Genomic DNA, 16,377 nt, shown 5'->3' with positions numbered 1-16,377 from the left:
TCGTAAGTACGGATAGCTGCCTCGATGCCTCATGCAGAGGCAGCTGCTGCTCAAGAGGGGTTGTAACGGAAGGAAAAAGGGGACTGATTTATTTTTCAGAAATCCGTCCGCCTTTCTCGCTCAGCCAACCTACTCAAACCGCCGCCGCTTCATGAACAATCCCATCCCCATCGCCACGGCAAAAACCGACAGCAACCCCAGATCAAACCCCAACAAGCGGATCTGACCTGCCACAACGCAGCCAACCGCACCCGCCGCCACCAACACCACTCCTAGCCACTTGCGTAGCAGATACGGTTTGAGGAATTGATCGAGCAGAAAGGACAACACCAAGGCAATGACCAATTGAGTAATTACGGACATGTACGTCTCCAGTCAGGTCTTGATGATCAATGTCGAGAGGGTGCGTTGCGGGCCGATACCGCCGTTGACCTGCGCCTCGATGCTGACCAGTACGTCGCCAGCATGGTAGGTGGGTAGGATTTCATTGGCATACGTGCGCACACCGGCCCCTACAGATATCGCCACGTAAGAGGGGGCCACGGCCTTGGCGGCGGCAGTGAAGGCCGTGGCTGCAAGGTTGGCGATTGTGGTGCGCTGGGCGTTGAGGGCATCGCCCTGTTGCCGGGTCAACGGCTTGGAGATGCCGATCATCATCAAGCATGGCAGGTTTTTGGCCAGCATCTTGTCGTACACCTCGACGACCTTGCTGTTGACCTCATAGTGGGCGTTTTTTGCCTCGCCAAAATGCAGCTCGCGCAGGCGCCCACGTTCGCTGTCGGTGAGGGTGATCTGCGAGATGTTGAAGACGATCCCGTGATTGCCCATGTATTGGAAAGTCCCTTCGAACTTCATCCCTCGTTTCCTTTTGAGGTGAAGGTAGCGATTCTCTACAACGAGCGTATTGGATTCAAATCATTTCATCTGGCTGGAGCGGGGAGCGGTGAATGCCGGTCAGTTAAGCAGGCACCCTTGGCGAGCATTTTTTCCAGGGAGTCGAGCATAGCGGCGTCCTTATCAGTTTTGGCAGTGATTGACCGGTTGGGAGTTGGACCGCTATCGCGAGCAAGCCCCAGCTCCAGAGCAGAGCAAGCCGCCCGCATCACCAAAAAACCTCCCTCCTACAGCTTCCACCTTTGAGATCGGCGCAATGTGTAGCGAGGATCATAAAGGCTGCTTTTGGCCGATGCCTGCCTGTCATGACTGGCAGGAATCGACCCTAACGGCCGGTCGTGTTTGACAGACATTGACCAAGTGACCGATGTGAGCAATTTTGGCGCATCGTTAGGCTATTAACTGCCATCTTCGCAAATTGCTTTTAGTCCAAGGACTGTGGTTGGAGTACTGCCAATCTGAGTTGGAGTGGCGATGACCATATTAGCGCCTGAGTCACCTTCCAGATGGTAAGACTTCCCATTACAAACTTTTGCGGCTTTCTGGTTTATGTTTTCTAACAAGCCTTCTCTAGAGTTGAAGATACTGCCATGGCTTGTGATCATGTATTGACCAGGAGCAATTTCATTGGCGCCCGTAAAGGTGCAGCCAGTTAAGACCAAGGTAATACATCCGGTTAATATTATTTTTTTCAAGTGCGAGATCTCATATAAGGCTAATAACTATTGTTGGGTGGCATGACATGCCGCGTTCGAACGCGACAGGCTTTCGCATAAACGATCTTGTTAATTATCACGGCGTTCGCGATAAACACGACATGCCTAAAGGGAAACGAGACAAAGGTGACAAGATCCATTGTCGAGCATTCATGTCGAATGCTATTGTTTTGCCAGTAAGGCGTCCATCGGATTTCTGGCCGATAGCTGCCTGTCACGAGGGCCTGCAATCGACTGTGGACTAGCGAATCAGAATACCCGGACTGACAGCAAACCAATCGTATGTCTGAAAAAGGTGAGGCAATTGGAATTAAAGTTCAGCCATGTGGATGTCCTCGTCGAAGACCTCGAGGAAGCGTGCAGGTATTACGCCCGAGTCTTCAGTGCCAGGATTTCCAAGACACTTGATTGGCAGCGCGATGGCTTGCATGTGCGCTATGCGATCGTCATGTTTGGAACGGAGCGCCTTATGTTAGTGCAACCGTTTACCGGAAATCTCAAGGCGCTAATGGACTCCAACGGCGAAGGCACGATCTACCGTCACTGCTATTCCACACCAGACATTGAGGCCGCGTACGACGAATTGATCGATGCAGGAGTCCAGCCGGAAAATGAGAACGGAAAACCACTGTCTCGCGATAATCTGCAATCGCCCAGTGGGACACGCATCATCTGGTTACCGAAACGCTTTGGGCATTTTTCTATTGAGCTGCTTGAAGAGAAAGAGCTGGAGGCATTTATCAAGGATGCATTTGCCGAGGAACCTGCACAAATCTTCTAAACGTCCTTTTCCATTGCGCGGTAATTTAGTCATCCGCACAGATCAACGCTGAGCCATGACCTAGGGAGCCTTCCGTGGATAGACGCAACTGGATTGAGCTGTCCCAGGACGCCGATACCGGGATTGAATCGATTCGTGCCCATTTTCAGGGGCATGCCTACGATCCGCATTGGCATGACAGTTTTCTGGTCGGGGTCACTGAGCAGGGGGTGCAGCAGTTCAATTGCCGGCGCGTTCGCCACCTCAGTACGCCGGGCAAGGTATTCATGCTGGAGCCGGGGGAAATCCACGATGGGCATGCGCCGACCGAGGAGGGGTTTACCTATTCGATGCTCTACCTCGATCCGCACTGGCTGGAGCGGGAGTTGCACGCGTTGTTCGAGCACGCGCCGGCCAACAGTCAGCCGGGTTTTGCCGACACCCTGAGCCAGGATCCGCGCCTGGCCACTGCCATTTTTCAAGCCTTCCACGCGCTCCATGAGGGCGACTTGCGCATTGTGCGCCAGAGCGCCATCGACACCTTGTTGGGTTCGCTCACTTGCCACCTTGATTGGCGCAAGCGTCAGGCCTTTGATCCGCGCCTGCCGTTGGTGGCCCAGGTTGCGCGAGACTATTTGCATGCCCATGTCTACGAAGACATCGGGCTGGATGATCTGGCCCATGCCTGTGGTGTTGATCGCTTTCGTCTGACGCGGGCCTTCAAGGCAGCCTTTGGGTTGGCGCCTCATGCTTATTTGATCCAGCTGCGCCTGGCCAAGGCGCGACAACTGCTGGCGCGGGGCGAGTCGCCGGCGCAGGTGGCCAGTGCGCTTGGGTTCGCCGATCAAAGCCATATGGGGCGCTGGTTCCGCCGTGCCTACCAGCTCACACCCGCGGATTACCGCAAGCGCTGCTCAAACCTTCCAGACTGAATCCCGCTGACCCGCGACCATGGTTTCCCAATTTATAAAGGAGTCCATGCCATGGAATCGTTGCTGCCTTTCCTGTTGTTTGCGTTCGTTGCCTCGATTACCCCGGGGCCGACCAATATTCTGGTGTTGAGCCACAGTTCGCGGCGGGGGCTGGGTGCCACGCTGCCGATCATTTTTGGCGCATGCGTGGCGGCGGCGCTGATTGTGTTTGCAGTCGGGCTCGGCGTGGGTGAGACGCTGCTGCGGTTTCCCCGTGTGCAGCAGGCGATGGCTTGGGCCGGGGTGCTTTGGTTGAGTTGGCTGGCCTGGCAGATCTTTCAAAGCGCGCCGCCGTCCCTGGACCCGACCACCCCGCGCGATGAGGGGCTCAGCGTGTTCGGCGCCGCCACCCTGCAATTGGTCAACCCCAAGGTCTGGATGATGGCGATGGCGGTGGTCAGCGTATTTGTCGGTGGCGGCGACAAGACCCTGCGGCTGGTGGTGTTGTCGCTGATGTTTCTGTTGGTCTCTTTGCCGTGCATGACCCTGTGGGCGTTGCTCGGCGTGGGTAGTGCCCGGGCTTTTGGTTCGCCACAGGCGTTCAAACGCATGAACACTGCACTGGCTTTTTTGCTGCTGGTGTCGGCCTGGTTGACCGTGCTGGTGTAGGTCGAACATTGCCTGGGCAGGGCGAAGCAAGTCACAGCTTGCTGTCACTCATCTATATCAAAAGGCCAAACCGATATTCGTGCTCTGACCCTTCTTGCCACCCTTCTTGCCCAGATATAGGTTCGATCAAGAAGCCACACCGGTTGAGCACTTTTGCCGAGCCGATATTTGCAGCGTATACGTTGGCAACCAGTTGTTTAAGATTCCAATGCAACTGCGCCTCCTGGATCAGATACCTCACCGCCAGCGTTGCCAGTCCCTGTCCGCAAGCGCTTTGAGCAATCCGATAGCCGACTTCAGCCGACCCCTCGGAGATGTCGATGCCTTTCAGGTTCGCCCGACCCACTATTTTTCCGTCAGCATCTTCGATGACAAATGGGTGCCAGGTTCCGGCGGCAAAGTCAGATAAATAAGCCGCAATGTGCTCGGCGACGCCCTGCACCGAGTAAAAAGCAGCGTCGCGCGCGTCAATGAAACGCTCGAACCACTCGCGATTGTCCATTTCAAATGTCAGCAACGCCTCAGCATCAGTACTTTGTAGGGTACGAATTCTGACGGGTTTCATAAGATCGCTTCCTTGGTAGAACCACTTGGTAATTGTGCAGTGGAACAACTGCCCGCTTTCGGCCGATTCTTACCTGCATCGGTCGGTTGAATCCACAACCCAAAGCGGACCGCCCGGACACCAGAATCAGGTTTCGGTTTGATGAGCCGTCCAGTGTTTCATCTCTTCGGCAATGAAGTGGTTCACCAGATCGCTGTACATCTTCTCGATTGCATCCGGGCTCAGGCCCTCGGCCTCAGCCCACTCGCGACGTGTCGCCAGCATCGCCTTGAAACGCTCCGGTGCACGCACCGAAGTCGCTGAGGTCTTGAACTTCGAGGCCGCCAGCACGTAATGAAAACGCTTGCCCAACAGCTTGATAACGGCCTGATCAAGGGCATCGATTTCGCGTCGGATGTCCTCCATGCCTGCACACTCTGCGGGCTGCAACTGATTGATGACTTCCATGTAAGTGACTCCGTTTGTTGAAAAAGATCGTGAGGTACCTCTTAAACACCGCCATATTGATACACCGTCGCACTCCAATACTGGCTGCCATTGCGTTTCTGCCGCGTCCATCCATCTGCCACCAGTTGTTTGGCGATCATTCGATTCATAAAGCCATGACCGAGCAGCAGAACCGGTCCTTCGCTGGCAAGGGACTGAAGTCGTTGAGCTGCCGTGTTGGCGCGCATCTTCGCAGTGCCGACGGATTCGACTCTGCGTGAGTAACCGCACAACCATAAGATTCGAAGAATAAATGCCCAGGTAAACGGTGATAGCCGTGGCCGTTTCCAGTGACCATAAGGCAGTTGCGCTTCACAGAAAAGCGCATCGACGAGGGCGGGTTTCAGGCCAAGAGCCTGGACGGAAGTCAGCGCACGAGGCGCGTTGCTTGAGACAATCACCGTGGCGGTTGCGGCGAGCTGCATGCTGGCATCCGGGACAGGGTGGTTGGTGATTTCGGACCGGTTGTATTGTTCGATCCAGTCTTTCATATCAAGCGCTGACATCTTGTCGGTTGCGACCAATTTTGGCTGGCCGTGACGCATCAGGATTATTTTCCTACTCACAGTATGTTTACGTCCTTGTCCTGGTATGCGGTGAATGTGGGACTTGACGGTAATCTTATCTGCGAAAGTCAGTCGTCGGCCATGACGGATGAGCGTTTTTCCGGCAATAGAGGCGCACTGTGGTTTTCAAAACCAATCGTGATCGCGGTACCACGCCACAGTGTCAGTGAGTGTCAGCTCCAGCGCCCGGAAACTCAGGCCAAGCTCTTGTTCACTCTTGCTGTGGTTGAAACAGGTGCGGTCCTTCTCTCGTACCAACAGGCGCAACGTGGCCATGCTCAGCAGAATGGGCTTGCCGGTAATACGCGCATAGATCTCCTGCACCGTCGCCAAGGTGTATAGAAAGGGCAGTGGTAGTTGTCGAGCGGGTGTCTTGACGCCCGCTATACGCCCCAGAACAGGCACCAGCTCACGCATGGTCATATGCCGGCCCGCCGCGAGATAGCGCTCACCGCGCCGTCCATGTCTGGCTGCGGCAATCTGCGCCAATGCCACATCACGGGCATCGACAACGGAGAAACTACCGGGGATCAGTCCGGGTAATTTTCCGCGCACGACATCGTTGACCAACTGTCCGGAGGAGGTTGGGCCAATGTCGGCAGGGCCCCACATCCAGCCAGGCAGGACCATGCAGGCATGCATCTCGGGATGGCGTTCCAGGAACGACAAGACGACACGGTCGGCGAGGATCTTGCTACGGTAGTAGTCATCCGCATCGGCGTCTGCCCGAAGGCAAGTTTCATCGATTGACGTGCCGGGTGCGCCGTCGAGCACGGCAATGGAAGACGTATGGATGAAACGTCGGATACCGGCGTTGTAGGCCTGGGCAAGCAGGCGCCGCGTACCCTCCACGTTAATCTTTTCGAGTTCCTTCCAGTGACTGCCACCCTTGTAGTTGTCGCGAAAGAATGCGGCGGTGTGAAACACCGTATCGCAGCCTTGCAGCGACGTTGCGAACGCGTCGACATCGGCCATGTCACCAACGACCAATTCCACACCCTGCAAATGCTTGAACTGTTGTTCACCTTTGGCTCTTGAACGAACCAGGGCTTTGACCGCGCAGCCTCGAGCGACCAGTTCACGCACCAGGTTGTTGCCCAACAAGCCGGTCGCGCCAGTAACGAATACACTGTGCATCGCTCAACCCTCAGCTTGATCGGCTAAAAAATGACATCAACACCGCACTGTCGAAGAAGGCCTCTTCACGGATGGCCAGCCCGTCTTTGAAGGTGAAGTGTGCGGCGTAGTACACGGCAATGTGACGGCCATGGGGTGGAATCACCCGGTCCGGCATCACTAATGGTGCGGTGAAGGTGCCGGTCAGGAAGGCGGTCAGTGCCAAACGATCGTCATCGACGGCAAATGGGCTGAAGGTCAACTGGGCATCGGGGAAGGCTTCGAGTAATGCGGTTTCTCGTTGGCGCATGGATTCGCGCCCGGTTTGCATCCCCATCCCATCGAAGTAGATGAAGTCTTCAGAAACCAGCGTAAGCATGGCTTCCACATCACGGCGATTGAAGGCACTGGCGGCGCGCTCCGCAAAGTCGTTGGGGTCAGTCGTCATACAGTCCGTTCCATTCCATTCGTTACGAGGGTCTGTAGATATACCTTTGACGCCTCTGCCGAAAAACAGCGACTGCTGCATAATGGCTTTGCAAATTTGCAGATCAGGGAAGATATGAAGCATGGCTTTGCAAGCAAACTGGGACGATCTTCGCCTGCTGTTGGCAGTCTCGCGACGTGGCAGCTTTCTTCAGGCCGGCCAATTGCTGGGGATCGCGGCGTCTACTGTGTCGCGACGGCTGACCCAACTTGAAAGTGCACTTGGCGAACCACTCGTCGAGCGGGGAGTTGAAGGATGCTGGTTGACCCCGCGAGGCCAATCCCTCGTGGACGTTGCCCTGGCTGCGGAAGCGGGCTTGAGGCGTCAAACCGTTATGGGCATGTCCGAGCTACACACTGAGCTATCTGGCACTGTCGTGGTCAGTGCAGGGGAGGGGTTCTCGTCTTGCGTGCTCGAGGCCGCGAGTCGCTTCACCTCTGTGCACCCGCGATGCTCGGTGGAGTTGCTGATAACAGCCGACTTTCACAAGATTGTCCGCGGCGTCGCAGACATCGCTGTACGCACAGCTCATCTGGGTGAGCCGTCGCTGATTTATCGCCGCGTAGGCAGGCTCGCTTATGGTGTCTTCACCGATGCAAGTTATCTGAAGCGGTTTCCAGGGGTGACTCCGGCCACTGCGGTCAATATTGCCTTGCTTCCTCCGCTGGATATGTTGCCGCAAATGTGTGTGGCAAAGGCCGCGGGTCTGGAACGCACGCAGATCAGCGTGAACTCGTTCGCGGCTCAGCACGAATCGGTAAGGCGAGGTATGGGCGTGGCAGTGCTGCCCCGTATTCTGGCGAAGGACCTGATCGAGCTATTCCCGGATCTCCAGCTTCCAGATATGGAGGTCTATCTGGTGACCCGGCCGCAGGCGTTGAAACAGGCTCACATCAAATGTTTTTTTGTCATCCTGGAGCAGGTGCTGCTTGAAGCCATTTCCATAGAAAGTGTCGAAGATTACCCTTTGGGGGAGGTGCCCCGAAATGGGTGAATAAGGGCAAATACATCTTCTCAAATTCAGTGGTTTTGACATTGCAACCTGGTACGGGCACAGTCTGGCGCTACGTGAGGATGGATGCCTCGGTGAAGCTTAAGGAGAATGCCGTGTTTCCGATCAATATTTGGTTTGCCTATACTGCCGCGTGCTTGCTATTGGTACTCGCACCAGGCCCGGACAATCTGCTGGCCGTCGGCCGAGGACTCAGTCAGGGCAGGATTGCCGCTATCGTATCGGGCATGGCATCCGGGGCGGGAATTCTCTTTCATGTGGCAACCGCATCACTCGGACTGACTTTGCTTATGCAGACGTCTGCAGTTGCCTTCTGGGTCGTCAAGCTCATTGGCGCCGGTTATCTACTTTGGCTTGGCATAAAAGTCCTACGCTCTCGTAGCCTGATTAGCTTCCAGCCAGCGACACGGCAATCACTGCCGAGCATTTTCCTCACGGGATTACTCTCGGCAGCACTCAATCCGAAGCCTGGGTTTTTCGTACTTGCATTCATCCCGCAATTCGTCGACCCACAACGCGGCTCATTGAGCGTGCAGATGCTGGTGTACGGCATATGGTTCGCCGCACTGACGGCAGTGGGATTCGCACTTATGGGCGTATTTGCCACTGCACTGTCCCGATTTTTGCGTCAGAGGCCACGACTGGTCAATGGCCTGAACGTAGGGGCAGGACTCACCTTCGTTGCTTCGGGAGTATCGATAGCGGCACTCAGTCAAAAATAGGATCAGTATATTGGCGTCGCGGGGCTAAGATTTCAGCCTCGCTGAGCCCCGGTGATTATGAAAGCTGACGACTTTAAGACTTATCTTTCAGGGCTGAGATCATGGCTCTGTATAGCCGCGAAATTGTCATTCGCCGTCAGAATTTTGTTCGCATGCTGCCTTTTGATTGCAACCGCTAATCACATCCGTGCAGACGTTTCGCATGGACTGTTCTGGGACTACGGATACGGGCCTGGCACTTACTTGGGCAGCCGTATTTTCTGGGGGGCGCTTACGTTTTTTGACCCGCTTGCAGCATTGCTACTATTCATCAAGCCAAGAACCGGAATCGTGCTTACGGCAGCGATTATTTTGGTCGACGTAATCCATAACACTTTTTACGTCGCGTTGAAGCAACAGTGGCTGGAGCCGTTCTACCTGTCCCAGGTAGCTTTCCTTATCGTAGTATTCCTACTCTCACCCGTCGCTTGGAATGACCCTATTCGGGACGTAGCGCTCACCAATTCAGTCCGGCGGTGATTCGCTCCACACGCCTGCCGACACAGCGAGCGAGTGAGATAAGGCAACTGCTGCCGCATCAGTGGGTGGCGGCGCGTCGGTTGATCACACCTTGCTACGTTGGGCTTTAGCGGGCGCTACTCCCCGGATAAAAATCGTTTGGTGATCATTGCCACTGCCTCCGCTGGAGAAGTCAGGGCGGTGTCTATATTAAACGGGGCGTTATCCCACGCCTCATATTCATGATCCAATACAGACTGCCAGGTTGGTGGCGTCAGCCCGGGAATATCAATCTTCCTGGTTTCTACCCGTCTCCGGTGTTCATGTTTATCAGAGCAAACCACCTGGATATTCACTAATGGAGCACCAGAGCGTGTGGCGATTTCGCTCCACGCCTTTCGGCTTTCGATTACTGGGTTCACGCAGTCGACTATGACCGTGCTGCCAAAACGAAGATTGCTCAGAGCAAGCTCATTAGCGACCATGTAACCGCTCCGCCCCACGTCTTGTGCCAGAGCACCGGAATTTCGGATAGCCTGCTCAATCGTATCGATCCGCAGATACACGGCACTTGTTCTGGTGGCAAGGTCACCTGCGATAGTCGTCTTTCCGGTACCCGGAAGGCCGCTGAAGACAATGAGCATGTTATGTCCTTCGGTTAGTGAGTTAACCCAGTCTAGGCGGTTGCCAGTTATGCGGCAGCAATAGCGGCCAGCGACGGGCGAACACATCTCCCTCCTACAAGGCTAAGGGAGGCGAAATCATGCTTTCCTGCCTGACCATCACTCTGGTGGCCTACAGCAATGTGCGATCAAATTTCCGAACACCAGCATGGAGCATGTTTATGTCTGGTGAAGTGAAGCTGGTAATTTTGAAATCTAACCATTGAATCGCCAGAGCGCGCGTCTAAACGCAATGTTGATTTGCAGGACCAAGCCAGGAATCCCTTGATTCAAGAGATTCATACGCCATAACAAGCGGCTATAACAATGAGCGCGAGAAAACAGACCAACTGAACTAAAAAGAAGGCAAACCGAACCGCCACGAACGTATTGGTTTGCACATGGGATACATGAACCAGAGACTGGCACACGCGGGCAATCAGGACGATTACGGACAAGTAGCTCACTGCAGGGTCGTCGACACCAAGGGTTGAAATCACCAACACGATGGCGCCAAAGACAGGCAGATTTTCCACACAGTTCGCGTGTGCTCTTATCCCACGCCGATACCAATCCTCGCCTTCGAGCTGATCGCATCGGAAAGAGGCAATCGGAACATTCGAGAACAAGATTCTGACCCAGCGATACACCCCGACGGTTGCCATCAACAGCAGCAAAGTCCAGGTCGCAAATCCAAGCAACATCCACATCGGTATTGTCATGGCTGCCAGCCTCGATAAATCATTTCAGCACGTCATCCCACAGCCGCGCGGCCGACGCACGGTCGGCCGCCCCAGTCGATCAATTGCTCATGATGGGCGCCAGTGCGGCCTGGATCGTGGACATCTGTGCGGGTGTTGTCATGTGCGTAAGCAGCCGGCCAAAGTGTGGATGCTCCACCCCCGAGATTATGTATTGCCAGCGGTAGGCGCTCAGCACGGAAGCTTTGATTTGCGCTGTCTCATCGACACTGAATGATCGTGAAACATTGCGAATAAAGTAGTCGGCATCGGATGCCGATTGTGCCTGCAGTATTCCATCGACGGCCGCCACCAGAGCAATCAGATCGTGCACCGCCTGTTCGCGCTCGGCTGGCGAGAGTTTCGCGTGCTCCGCCTTCCACTCCAGTTCATCGAGTACGACGTGCCGGCTTTCATCCTTCCAGTGAAACTTGAAAACATCCTTGAATAGCGGGCACAACTCCTCGCGCGGGGCGATGCTTTGCACGTAGTGCGCCTGAACAAACAGCTCGATATGACAGGTCAGCGCGAGCACCGACCAGGTGCTGGCCGCAAGCACCGAGCGCGCCACATCGTTTGGATTGGCAACTTGACGATATCCCGCTGGCAATTGCGAACCAATCATCGTCTCCATGCGCCGGAACAGCTCCTGGTGCTTGATCTCGTCGTTAGAAAAGCGCACCAGAGCTTCGAGTGCGAGCTGATCGTCAAAGACATGGGCCCGACCTTGATCGAGCATTTTGGCGCTGATAAAACGCTCGACCAAGCCAAAGATATACGCATAGGTTCGGCCCTGAATCTGACTGAGCAGGCGCGCCTCGTCCGCGGCGAGAAAGGTCAGGCGGTCGATCCGCGACAGTCCGTCGGGCAAGAATTTGCGCGAGAAGTCGAAACTCCGGTCCTGTAGCAAATCACGATCGATCTGCCATTCCGCTTTCTTCGATGATCTGACAAGTTGAGCATAACGGTCGGCGTTGTCCGAATCTGAGCTGGGCATGGTAGCAACGGTGTTCATATCGATCTCCTGCTTGCCTGGTCGAGTTGGAATTGGGTAATTACGGTTAACGTCGGAGCCCATGACCAGCGGTGAAGCACCTGGGGATAGTCTCGATCACTGAGTCCGAGTTGGTGCTAATCTAGGCCTCGCAGTTCAGGCGATGAATGACCAGTCCGCCTGATTACATGCTCAGGACTCCGGAAAGGAGGGCTGGCAATTGTTGGATGCGTTTTCTGATGTGTTGCGTGTGATTCGGCTGTCTGGAGGGGTCTTCCTCGAGTCGGAATTCACTGCGCCCTGGTGCATCAAGGGAAGAATCTCTGCGGACGATTGCAAACCGTTCCTGGAGGCGCCTCGACACATCATTGCTTCGCATTTTGTCGCCGCGGGGCATATGCAATTACAAGTCGACGGTGGTGCCGCCATTGACGTGCGGGCAGGCGAACTCGTTCTGCTTCCTCACAATGACGCTCATTCTTTTGGCAGCGACCTGAGCATTGCGCCCATGCAGGCGGGCGAAGTTATTCAGCCGCCAGAAGTCGGCGCTATTTCACGAATCAAGTACGGCGGGGGCGGCGAGGTCACGCAACTACTGTGCGGATTCCTCGGCTCTGAAACACCCTTCAGTCCGTTGCTTTCGTCGCTGCCTTCCCTATTGAAATTAGACTTGCGCGCGACGGCTTCGGGAGCCTGGATTGAAAGCTCATTCCGTTTCGCTGTCAGCGAGATTGCGGCGGGACGCCTCGGCTCGACAACGGTCATCGCCAAGCTCTCCGAATTGCTATTCGTCGAAGCCGTCAGCCAGTATGTCGCGAGCCTCCCCGCTGAGCGGCGCGGGTGGCTGGCGGGTTTGCGAGATCCGCATATCGGGCGCGCACTGGCGCTGCTCCATGCTCGTCCAACCGAGGGCTGGACGGCAGAAGCCCTGGCGCTTGAAGTGGGCATGTCGCGCTCGGTTTTCGCGGAGCGATTCACGGCATTGGTCGGACAGCCACCGATGCAATACCTGACGCTCTGGCGTATGCACGTGGCGGCTCAACAGCTGCGCGAAGGTCGCGGTAATGTGGCGCAAATCGGCTTTGCAGTTGGCTACGAATCCGAAGCCGCGTTCAGTCGCGCATTCAAGCGCCAGTTCGGCACATCACCTGGCACTTGGCGTAGACAATCAGCGTGAGAAGGTTCGGTGCTGCTGGATACTCTGATCAAGCCTGGCAGCAAAAGTCTCATCACGGCCAATTCATCTACCCAGTCTCGCGCCGGCCTTGTCGGGGCGCATTACCTCCCAGTACTAAAGGAGGTGCTAATGAAAGCTAAAGGACCATTCCAGTCTGGCGTCATGGGTTTAGGCTCAATTCCACGATCAAAAGATACCGGCTGCAATGGCCCATTCATCACTGCATCTTAAAACACTGTTCGCCTGAACACTTGATGCAGCACCGTCTCCCGCTGAACGTTGTCAATAATGACAAACAGACGAGCCTCACAGCCTGCGATATGAGTAGAAAACCTCACCTGATTTTCGGGTTTCCAGAATAAAAGAGGATTTATCATGAGCAGCACCTTCTTCATTCCATCCGTGAACATGATGGGCATTGGCAGTCTCGACGAAGCGATGCTCGCAATCCGCAAATATGGTTTCCGTAAAGCCTTGATCGTCACTGATGCAGGCCTGGCCAAAGCCGGCGTGGCCGCCAAGGTAGCCGGCCTTCTGGCCCAGCAGGACATCAACTCCACCCTGTTTGATGGCGCCAAACCAAATCCGACGGTCAGCAATGTCGAGAAAGGCCTCGAACTGCTTGGCCGTAGCGATTGTGATTTCATTATTTCCCTGGGCGGCGGTTCACCCCATGACTGCGCCAAGGGCATTGCCCTGTGCGCCACCAACGGCGGGCACATCAGTGATTACGAAGGCGTGGATCAATCCGCCAAGCCACAGATGCCGTTGATTGCGATCAATACCACCGCCGGCACGGCGAGTGAAATGACCCGTTTCTGCATCATTACCGACGAAGTCCGGCACGTTAAAATGGCCATCGTCGACCGTAACGTCACCCCACTGTTGTCGGTCAACGATCCTTCGCTGATGGCAGGCATGCCCAAAGGCCTGACCGCCGCCACCGGCATGGACGCGCTGACCCACGCTATCGAAGCCTACGTGTCGACTGCGGCAACGCCGATCACCGATGCCTGTGCACTCAAGGCAGTGGAATTGATCTCGGCCAACCTGCGCACTGCCGTTGCCCAGGGTGACGACATGACCGCCCGGGAAAATATGGCCTGCGCGCAATTTCTTGCCGGCATGGCCTTCAACAATGCTTCGCTGGGCTATGTCCACGCCATGGCGCACCAACTGGGTGGGTTCTACGACCTGCCTCACGGCGTCTGTAATGCGATCCTGCTGCCCCATGTCGCCAGCTTCAACGCCAGCGTATGCCCGGCCCGGTTTAAAGACATCGCCAACGCAATGGGTGTCGACACCCAGCATCTGGATGCGGAAAAAGGCGCCGCCGCGGCCATCACCGCCATCCGTAAACTGTCTTCGGATGTCGGTATTCCGAGCGGCCTCGCCGAACTGGGCGCCAAGGCCGACGATATCCCGATCCTGGCAGCCAATGCCATGAAGGATGCCTGCGGCTTTACCAACCCGCGTCCTGCCAATCAGGACGAGATCGAGCAGATTTTCCATACCGCGATGTAACCGATGTGAAGTGACGCCAGCCAGCTCAAAAGCCCCGCCTTCGGTTGAAGTGCGGGGCTTTTTTGCAGCCAGCACGTAGTGAAAACGCTTGCCCTACAGCTTGATAACGATCTGATCAAGTGCATCGATTTCGCGTCGGATGTCCTCCATGTCCGCACACTCTGCGGGCTGCAACTGATTGATGAGGACAGGGGTCTTGTTGCGTCAGATCAACCGCCGCAGCCCTGACGCCCAGCGGGCGCAACACTGGACGGCACATTGTTACCAAAACAGCAGTAGACTATTACAAAATATGAGCTGGTTATCTATTGGCATACTTGGTATTTTTAAAAATTATTCATCAGCTTTGAATCTGGATAGTTAAGAATTTTAACAAGCTAATTATGCTGTAAGCGCTTAATGTCTAGCTTGCAAGTATATTACTATAAATCAATAACCTGCTGTGCAGTAGCTCTAATAAAGCTTGCGTGTGCACTCCTAAAGCTACATTGCGGAAGACAAAAAAGTAATATTTTTTACGATTTGTTTTTTGTTGCATTCATGAATTCTACAATCAAAAAAACATGACAAACTTTACAGAGATATCACTTCAATACCCTCAATGCTGGAAGCTCGATATAAATAATCGAATCCTATTCGACGGCGCCAATCAAATACATTTAACAAATATTGAGAACATAATTTTAAAGAACATGCTCCTCAAGGAGGAGCGCGTAATCAGTAGAGCAGAGCTAGTTAGTAGTATCGGGAGAGAGCCTGGCCTCTATCGTGGCTTGGAGATGAGTTTGAGTAGACTGCAAATAAAGTTCAAGAAAAGCGCCGGAGGAAGGTATCTCTTTCGCGCAGTCAGAAATCGTGGCTACTGCCTCACTCAAACCATACATATTAATGAAGAGTCGTCTCGGGAATTTACGTGAGGTAAGCGGCAATACACCCCTCGCATGGTCATATGGCTGATGATGACTAACGACTTTATGAATTTAGGGGTGGTTTAGTCTGTCGCAACTGACCGAAAATGGCCGCTTCTGGCCGTTTTCTGTCTGTCGCAACCGGTTGGTTTGGGTCGGCTGCTGCCTTTCATCACAGCGACTATAAGCAGCCGAATACTGCATCATCTGAATGGATCTCGGTGCGAATCAGAGGAGTCATCTTTTCATTGGTTATTCTTTTAGGTTTCTTCCTTCAACATAGAAAGCAAGTCTGAAAATGAGTCGGCCACATAAAATATTCCCTCTTGCACTTCTAACTCATGAAAATAGAAAGCTACTTTGGGGGATAGAGGGTTTTCAGAGTAATCAAAACACAGGTAATCGCCGCCGCCGCCCACGACAATAGGAAGATAGTAATTTGGTAGCTGATGGTGATTTCGCAATGAAAATAGAGCTGTAACGATATTCTCAGCGCTGTGTAAAGGGTCAAGAGTCAAAAGCATGCCGAAGCCGATACCCCATGTTTTTCCACCAACCTCAATAGACAGGCTTCGGTCTTTCGGCTGTCCACCATGAAAGTGTTTTACGCACTCAACGTAATCTTTAGGTAGCGTGAAACGGATAACTTTTTCGATGCCAGCAATCAAATCATCGGGCAACGGTTCATGAACATCTGAATAAACATCCCACTCCATCAGCGAACCTTCCTTTAGCTATTATCAGGCGACATTGCCAGTGCGGCATATTGCTAATACTTTCATATTAAGCATACCTTTTGTCGCATAACATCCAGAGCGATGTTCAATCATTTCTGAATGACCGCTTTTGGGCTCGAAAGCAGACATTACTTCTGCTCCCCAAATCCGCAAAAATAGGAGCGCGTTATTCCCAGTTTCGTAGCGTAGAATTTCCCAAACGCCAACCCCCACGCGAGACGGAACCTCAATGC

General features: G+C 54.3%; 20 protein-coding genes and 1 pseudogene. 7 read left to right on the top strand and 14 right to left on the bottom strand.

The genetic code is table 11. From position 1 onward, the window contains the following. Nucleotides 1-129 precede the first annotated feature (129 nt). From KGB18_RS13160 to KGB18_RS13150, 3 genes are all read right to left on the bottom strand, one after another. On the bottom strand, nt 130-363 hold the full coding sequence (locus KGB18_RS13160) for a hypothetical protein (protein WP_080370383.1): 234 nt from the start codon (nt 361-363) through the stop codon (nt 130-132). 12 nt (nt 364-375) lie between these two features. Continuing rightward, complete coding sequence (locus KGB18_RS13155) at nt 376-855, bottom strand: hypothetical protein (protein WP_052963067.1); 480 nt, start codon at nt 853-855, stop codon at nt 376-378. A 437-nt stretch (nt 856-1,292) separates the two neighbouring features. Then, nucleotides 1,293-1,589 carry a hypothetical protein gene (locus KGB18_RS13150; RefSeq protein WP_123722101.1) on the bottom strand — a complete coding sequence of 99 codons (297 nt, stop codon included), beginning with the start codon at nt 1,587-1,589 and terminating at the stop codon, nt 1,293-1,295. A gap of 325 nt (nt 1,590-1,914) precedes the next feature. Here KGB18_RS13150 and KGB18_RS13145 point away from each other — a divergent pair, with 325 nt between their 5' ends. The 3 genes from KGB18_RS13145 (at nt 1,915) to KGB18_RS13135 (ending at nt 3,950) form a co-directional block, all read left to right on the top strand. Further along, nucleotides 1,915-2,391 (top strand): VOC family protein, encoded by a 477-nt coding sequence (locus KGB18_RS13145; RefSeq protein ID WP_063343148.1) that lies wholly within the window; start codon nt 1,915-1,917, stop codon nt 2,389-2,391. 74 nt (nt 2,392-2,465) lie between these two features. Further along, nucleotides 2,466-3,302, top strand: a complete 837-nt coding sequence (locus KGB18_RS13140) for an AraC family transcriptional regulator (protein ID WP_201060882.1) — start codon at nt 2,466-2,468, stop codon at nt 3,300-3,302. A 51-nt stretch (nt 3,303-3,353) separates the two neighbouring features. Beyond that, entirely contained in the window at nt 3,354-3,950 is a 597-nt protein-coding gene (locus KGB18_RS13135; protein WP_217857095.1) for a LysE family translocator, read from the top strand. Between the two features lie 52 nt (nt 3,951-4,002). Here KGB18_RS13135 and KGB18_RS13130 read toward each other — a convergent pair whose 3' ends face one another. The 5 genes from KGB18_RS13130 to KGB18_RS13110 form a co-directional block, all read right to left on the bottom strand. Further along, nucleotides 4,003-4,515, bottom strand: coding sequence for a GNAT family N-acetyltransferase (locus KGB18_RS13130; protein ID WP_223570077.1), 513 nt, complete (start codon nt 4,513-4,515; stop codon nt 4,003-4,005). A 126-nt stretch (nt 4,516-4,641) separates the two neighbouring features. Next, nucleotides 4,642-4,962, bottom strand: a complete 321-nt coding sequence (locus KGB18_RS13125; protein WP_123722105.1) for an isochorismate lyase — start codon at nt 4,960-4,962, stop codon at nt 4,642-4,644. Between the two features lie 41 nt (nt 4,963-5,003). Continuing rightward, nucleotides 5,004-5,546 carry a histidine phosphatase family protein gene (locus tag KGB18_RS13120; protein WP_123722106.1) on the bottom strand — a complete coding sequence of 181 codons (543 nt, stop codon included), beginning with the start codon at nt 5,544-5,546 and terminating at the stop codon, nt 5,004-5,006. A gap of 147 nt (nt 5,547-5,693) precedes the next feature. Further along, nucleotides 5,694-6,704: an SDR family oxidoreductase gene (locus KGB18_RS13115; RefSeq protein WP_123722107.1), complete on the bottom strand. Its 1,011-nt coding sequence runs from the start codon at nt 6,702-6,704 to the stop codon at nt 5,694-5,696. Between the two features lie 10 nt (nt 6,705-6,714). Next, on the bottom strand, nt 6,715-7,131 hold the full coding sequence (locus KGB18_RS13110; protein ID WP_123722108.1) for an ester cyclase: 417 nt from the start codon (nt 7,129-7,131) through the stop codon (nt 6,715-6,717). A gap of 121 nt (nt 7,132-7,252) precedes the next feature. On the opposite strand from KGB18_RS13110, the gene KGB18_RS13105 reads away from it, so the two are divergent. Continuing rightward, nucleotides 7,253-8,164 carry a LysR family transcriptional regulator gene (locus tag KGB18_RS13105; protein WP_201060876.1) on the top strand — a complete coding sequence of 304 codons (912 nt, stop codon included), beginning with the start codon at nt 7,253-7,255 and terminating at the stop codon, nt 8,162-8,164. An 80-nt stretch (nt 8,165-8,244) separates the two neighbouring features. After that, on the top strand, nt 8,245-8,904 hold the full coding sequence (locus KGB18_RS13100; RefSeq protein ID WP_223570157.1) for a LysE family translocator: 660 nt from the start codon (nt 8,245-8,247) through the stop codon (nt 8,902-8,904). A gap of 635 nt (nt 8,905-9,539) precedes the next feature. Here KGB18_RS13100 and KGB18_RS13090 read toward each other — a convergent pair. From KGB18_RS13090 to KGB18_RS13080, 3 genes are all read right to left on the bottom strand, one after another. After that, nucleotides 9,540-10,046, bottom strand: coding sequence for an AAA family ATPase (locus KGB18_RS13090; protein WP_223570076.1), 507 nt, complete (start codon nt 10,044-10,046; stop codon nt 9,540-9,542). Nucleotides 10,047-10,363: 317 nt separating this feature from the next. Then, complete coding sequence (locus KGB18_RS13085; protein WP_123722112.1) at nt 10,364-10,786, bottom strand: MAPEG family protein; 423 nt, start codon at nt 10,784-10,786, stop codon at nt 10,364-10,366. A gap of 79 nt (nt 10,787-10,865) precedes the next feature. Then, nucleotides 10,866-11,819, bottom strand: a complete 954-nt coding sequence (locus KGB18_RS13080) for a diiron oxygenase (RefSeq protein WP_223570075.1) — start codon at nt 11,817-11,819, stop codon at nt 10,866-10,868. A 199-nt stretch (nt 11,820-12,018) separates the two neighbouring features. Here KGB18_RS13080 and KGB18_RS13075 point away from each other — a divergent pair, with 199 nt between their 5' ends. Next, the gene (locus tag KGB18_RS13075; RefSeq protein WP_223570074.1) at nt 12,019-12,975 is read left to right on the top strand and encodes an AraC family transcriptional regulator; all 957 of its coding nucleotides are present in this window, start codon (nt 12,019-12,021) and stop codon (nt 12,973-12,975) included. 375 nt (nt 12,976-13,350) lie between these two features. Then, nucleotides 13,351-14,499: an L-threonine dehydrogenase gene (yiaY, locus tag KGB18_RS13070; protein WP_123722115.1), complete on the top strand. Its 1,149-nt coding sequence runs from the start codon at nt 13,351-13,353 to the stop codon at nt 14,497-14,499. A 96-nt stretch (nt 14,500-14,595) separates the two neighbouring features. On the opposite strand, the pseudogene KGB18_RS13065 reads toward yiaY, so the two are convergent. The 3 genes and pseudogenes from KGB18_RS13065 to KGB18_RS13055 all read right to left on the bottom strand — a co-directional run. Then, nucleotides 14,596-14,682 (bottom strand): annotated as a pseudogene (locus KGB18_RS13065) (isochorismate-pyruvate lyase); the annotation flags it as partial. A 985-nt stretch (nt 14,683-15,667) separates the two neighbouring features. Then, nucleotides 15,668-16,123, bottom strand: a complete 456-nt coding sequence (locus tag KGB18_RS13060; protein WP_223570073.1) for an SMI1/KNR4 family protein — start codon at nt 16,121-16,123, stop codon at nt 15,668-15,670. Between the two features lie 24 nt (nt 16,124-16,147). Then, nucleotides 16,148-16,377, bottom strand: a 230-nt coding sequence (locus KGB18_RS13055) for a hypothetical protein (RefSeq protein ID WP_223570072.1), incomplete at its 5' end; no start/stop codon positions are given.

It is taken from the genome of Pseudomonas sp. BF-R-26 (genome assembly GCF_019947395.1).
GTDB lineage: Bacteria > Pseudomonadota > Gammaproteobacteria > Pseudomonadales > Pseudomonadaceae > Aquipseudomonas > Aquipseudomonas farris.
This window is presented reverse-complemented; position numbering and strand designations above follow the sequence as displayed.

What these genes read in the sequence shown, in the direction of transcription:
- KGB18_RS13160 (WP_080370383.1), bottom strand. Translation starts at nt 363, where the DNA reads ATGTCCGTAATTACTCAATTGGTCATTGCCTTGGTGTTGTCCTTTCTG.
- KGB18_RS13155 (WP_052963067.1), bottom strand. Translation starts at nt 855, where the DNA reads ATGAAGTTCGAAGGGACTTTCCAATACATGGGCAATCACGGGATCGTC.
- KGB18_RS13135 (WP_217857095.1), top strand. Translation starts at nt 3,354, where the DNA reads ATGGAATCGTTGCTGCCTTTCCTGTTGTTTGCGTTCGTTGCCTCGATT.
- KGB18_RS13130 (WP_223570077.1), bottom strand. Translation starts at nt 4,515, where the DNA reads ATGAAACCCGTCAGAATTCGTACCCTACAAAGTACTGATGCTGAGGCG.
- KGB18_RS13125 (WP_123722105.1), bottom strand. Translation starts at nt 4,962, where the DNA reads ATGGAAGTCATCAATCAGTTGCAGCCCGCAGAGTGTGCAGGCATGGAG.
- KGB18_RS13120 (WP_123722106.1), bottom strand. Translation starts at nt 5,546, where the DNA reads ATGCGTCACGGCCAGCCAAAATTGGTCGCAACCGACAAGATGTCAGCG.
- KGB18_RS13115 (WP_123722107.1), bottom strand. Translation starts at nt 6,704, where the DNA reads ATGCACAGTGTATTCGTTACTGGCGCGACCGGCTTGTTGGGCAACAAC.
- KGB18_RS13110 (WP_123722108.1), bottom strand. Translation starts at nt 7,131, where the DNA reads ATGACGACTGACCCCAACGACTTTGCGGAGCGCGCCGCCAGTGCCTTC.
- KGB18_RS13105 (WP_201060876.1), top strand. Translation starts at nt 7,253, where the DNA reads ATGGCTTTGCAAGCAAACTGGGACGATCTTCGCCTGCTGTTGGCAGTC.
- KGB18_RS13100 (WP_223570157.1), top strand. Translation starts at nt 8,245, where the DNA reads ATGGATGCCTCGGTGAAGCTTAAGGAGAATGCCGTGTTTCCGATCAAT.
- KGB18_RS13090 (WP_223570076.1), bottom strand. Translation starts at nt 10,046, where the DNA reads ATGCTCATTGTCTTCAGCGGCCTTCCGGGTACCGGAAAGACGACTATC.
- KGB18_RS13085 (WP_123722112.1), bottom strand. Translation starts at nt 10,786, where the DNA reads ATGACAATACCGATGTGGATGTTGCTTGGATTTGCGACCTGGACTTTG.
- KGB18_RS13080 (WP_223570075.1), bottom strand. Translation starts at nt 11,819, where the DNA reads ATGAACACCGTTGCTACCATGCCCAGCTCAGATTCGGACAACGCCGAC.
- yiaY (WP_123722115.1), top strand. Translation starts at nt 13,351, where the DNA reads ATGAGCAGCACCTTCTTCATTCCATCCGTGAACATGATGGGCATTGGC.
- KGB18_RS13060 (WP_223570073.1), bottom strand. Translation starts at nt 16,123, where the DNA reads ATGGAGTGGGATGTTTATTCAGATGTTCATGAACCGTTGCCCGATGAT.